The organism is Candidatus Poribacteria bacterium (assembly GCA_021162805.1).
Taxonomy (GTDB): domain Bacteria; phylum Poribacteria; class WGA-4E; order B28-G17; family B28-G17; genus JAGGXZ01.
Map to the genome: position 1 here is coordinate 1 of JAGGXZ010000042.1, position 3,584 is coordinate 3,584.

2 protein-coding genes are annotated in these 3,584 nt (G+C 46.0%); both read right to left on the reverse strand.

All coding sequences use genetic code 11. From position 1 onward, the window contains the following. Positions 1 to 428 precede the first annotated feature (428 nt). Positions 429 to 1,097, reverse strand: a complete 669-nt coding sequence (locus J7M22_03025; GenBank protein MCD6505577.1) for an Ig-like domain-containing protein — start codon at positions 1,095 to 1,097, stop codon at positions 429 to 431. Between the two features lie 62 nt (positions 1,098 to 1,159). Continuing rightward, positions 1,160 to 3,256 carry a hypothetical protein gene (locus J7M22_03030; GenBank protein MCD6505578.1) on the reverse strand — a complete coding sequence of 699 codons (2,097 nt, stop codon included), beginning with the start codon at positions 3,254 to 3,256 and terminating at the stop codon, positions 1,160 to 1,162. Between the last annotated feature and the right edge of the window lie 328 nt (positions 3,257 to 3,584).

Below are 3,584 nucleotides of genomic sequence, written 5' to 3' on the forward strand. Positions count from 1 at the left end.
TGGAACTCTTTATTTGAATCCTCATCAAATGGGGGAAGAGACAACCTTGAGAAGGTAGAATCCCTTATGGATCAAGCCTTCTCAAAAGCTGCGTAATTTCTATAAGAAATTTATCGGTAACAGGAAGATGGTTCACAATTAGGGTGACAATTTCCGCCGTTATAGGGGGCGCAAGGCCTTGCGTCCTCAAGATGAACCATCCCGGTAACAGGGGAGGAGAATCGCAGATTTGTAGTAGGGCTAGGCATTCAAAGAAGAATGCCTAGCCCCTACAACTTACCATCAACCTCACAACCTCCAGCAACTCCACCGCTCGCGAGTTGCCAAGGTTGAACACCTCATATCCAAATGGCTTTTTCAGCGCCGAGATGAATCATGAGTTCCCCTGGCTCACATACCTTCCTCTCCCGCTTCGGTGGAATAAAACTTTAGATTGGTTTCGTTGTGAAGGCTACCTTCACCTCCACGCCTTCATTGCCCGCCGGATCAAAGTAATCCTTGATCGTCAGCGTATATTTCTCCCCGGGCTTAAGCTCCATACCCTCTTTAGGTTTCAGGATCGCTATGCTGTTATCGGAAGACCACCACACCTTCCACTTCAATCTCTTGCCGGACGAATTCCTCAAGACGAAAACATCCTCGCTAATCTTGAGCGATATCGGCTCGCTGAAGACCACGATGATACCATCCCTGTTGACTTCCTCGGCATTGACTTTGCTCCCATTGACAGGATCCGTTTTTATCACTTTGGGGGGTGTACCACAACCAGTATAAAGCACGATTTCCCTAGATCCTTTTCCACCTCTTGGATTTTCCCACTTGATAAGGATGATCCTCCGATTATCCCAGGTTCTAGCCTCTTCATCCTCGGGAATTTTCCACTCCGCACACCACCAGTTTTTTCTCTCATCGTAGTAGATCTTGAAGGCTTGCTGGCCGTCAAATGTGACTAAGGAGATCTCACCCGTGAACCAGACTTTCACCAACGCTCCTGGATCTCCAAAAGGGGTATTATCTATCAGATAGACAGGTTTCGGTTCCCTCTCACCACAGCCTATCATTATTATCATGCAAAGCAGAAATGCGATTTTTTTCATGTTCCTCACGGTGAAATAATCGACCTGTGGGGTCTCTGACCCACAGGTCAGTTTTGAAATCACTATTTGAGTATTAACATCCTTCGGGTTGATATGAAATCTCCCGCTCTCATAGTGTAGAAGTATATACCACTAGCGACTTTCTCTCCTCTCTCATTTCTACCATCCCAATACGCGGCCTTGTCTCTGGTTACATATACACCTGCAGATTTATATCCAAGCTCCAATTTTCTGATAAGCTTACCAGCGGTATCATAGATTACAATCGTAACTTCAGTAGGCTTTGCAAGCACATAGGGGATCCATGTCTCAGGATTAGCTTTATTGGGGAAATTCTGAAGGAGCATAGTTTTCTTCAATTCAGCTGACTTCTTTGAGTTCAAGTCGAGTCCTGCTAAACTAGGAGCTTTATATATTGGGGTTACATGAAGATCTAAAAGCGGATCGCCAAACCATGTGTAGCGCGTCGGTGATTTATAGATATCTCCCATGTACTCTTCCAACGTCCAGAAGATCGCAGCATCAAGCGCTGAGCCTATATTACAATGGGGAGCACCATATGTGTATACGTATAGCCATTCATCGAAGTAATTGTTAGGCAGCGGATTAGTCTTACCAAATGCCGCTACCACACCTACAGCTCCACCGTTGGATTTCTTACAGAAAGCTTCTGCTAAGCAATCCCAATCCCAATCGAATTCTCCTGTTCTACAACAGATGCTGAATATAGCGCAATATTTGTTCTCATTGGTTAAGCTGTCTACATTATCAGTGGTGAAGCTTATATTTCCACTCCACGTATCCCACGCTTCGGGACCACCATGTCCTCTGTAGTTTACTACACCTCTGCCATTATTGATAGCATTTATAATGTTATTATTAGTCGCTCCATCGCTACCATATGCAGTATCAAATATAGGTTGGTAATACCATTGATCGTTTCTTATATTTTCCTTCCCTTCCTCATAGACGGGATCATCGTCGGAAGCAACAAGCAAACTTCTTTTAGGCCAGTCCCCCGACTCTGAATCTTGAATATAATCTAGAGTCTTATTGACGAGAACTGTTAGTTCATCGAGATCGTGAGCTGATAACCTGCCTATCTTCACATCCCGATAGTAATCAGGTATGCTACCTAGAGCGGCATAGTAATGATCACCTGGGCTTTCTCCTGAGGTTGTATACGGTGGAATATAGTTGGAATCAGCAGCCAAAAGCACGTACTCTATCCCATAGTTGAAATACCTGCTCCGGATGAAGCTCCTGATCTGACCGGGAGAGCTTCCACCTACCTGGGACAATGTAGCTATCCATATGGTGTAACCTTGCCCTCTCCAGTAGTTCGCCAACCTGTTTATCGGGTTGTTGGGATCATCACGATCATAAAGCTCATCAGGCACTATTATCTGGCAAATCGGATCACTCCACCCTACCACCGCTCCTGGTATCAGATATCGCCTGTCATAGTTGATTATCCCTCTGTATATCTCCTCCCTCTCCGGCGTCACTATCGCCTTTCTCCTGAGCGCTTCCCTGACGTCAGCGCTGAGTGGACCAGGTAAGAAATCCACTTGAACTACTACTCGCCTGCAGAAATCCAACTGCTTAACAGCAGGATTATATCGGATCGGATAAACCGTTAGATGCACTATCCTTACATCACGCCATATCCCAGGAGGGGAAATCCCCGCTACCACATCGGGATATAACCGGTTCTGCGAATAAAAAGCAACATCGATCTGAAACTGATCTCCTTCTTCTGGCGCATCAAATCTGAGCTGATACGGATAGATGTTCCACTTGCCCCTCAAAGTGGCGAATTTCGCCTCAACTACTTTCAGGGACGGGTTTTTATCCCATGGTATCATCACAAACTTGCTGATGGCTGGCAACTCCGGTTTTCCTGGTTCTACAGTAGTAGCGTACTCTGGAACTCTCAGCCGCTGATACAGCTTACCGTTCACATTAATTTCTTCCACAAGCATGCCGAAGATGCTGATCTCCAGCACAGCTTGTGTGTCATCCGATTTTAACACGTTGATGACCGGTTGTCTAGGGGAACTCACGGCGGGATCGAAAGCTATCCATTTGGAAGCCTCCGACTGGGATACTACCAGCATCCCCAGCGCTAAAACGAGGAGAAATTTAAATCTACGCATCTTACTCCCTCCTTACTTTGAATTCCTTCAGGGCATAATCAGCAACGCTCATATTCCCTATAAGTGTAGCATATATCATCCCCCCCCTCGTCAAGTGGAAATTTCAACCATCCCCCATCACAGGAGAGATAAAGATCTAAGCATATGCCCCTTTCTTAGCAGCAGAGGCTATCCTTGGATCTAAACCTGCCTCCGGGATTTCCTCCCCCTTGCCAAAACAGTTCAGATCTTTGAAGTTCCCCAGGAACCGGAAGAACCCAACATATCCCGGTCGCTCAAATTCCCTTTGAGTGTAGCAGTATCACCGATAGGAGACAGGAAGCAGGAA

Excerpts from the sequence above, each read along its gene's own strand:
- J7M22_03030 (MCD6505578.1), bottom strand. The coding sequence starts at position 3,256 with ATGCGTAGATTTAAATTTCTCCTCGTTTTAGCGCTGGGGATGCTGGTA.
- J7M22_03025 (MCD6505577.1), bottom strand. The coding sequence starts at position 1,097 with ATGAAAAAAATCGCATTTCTGCTTTGCATGATAATAATGATAGGCTGT.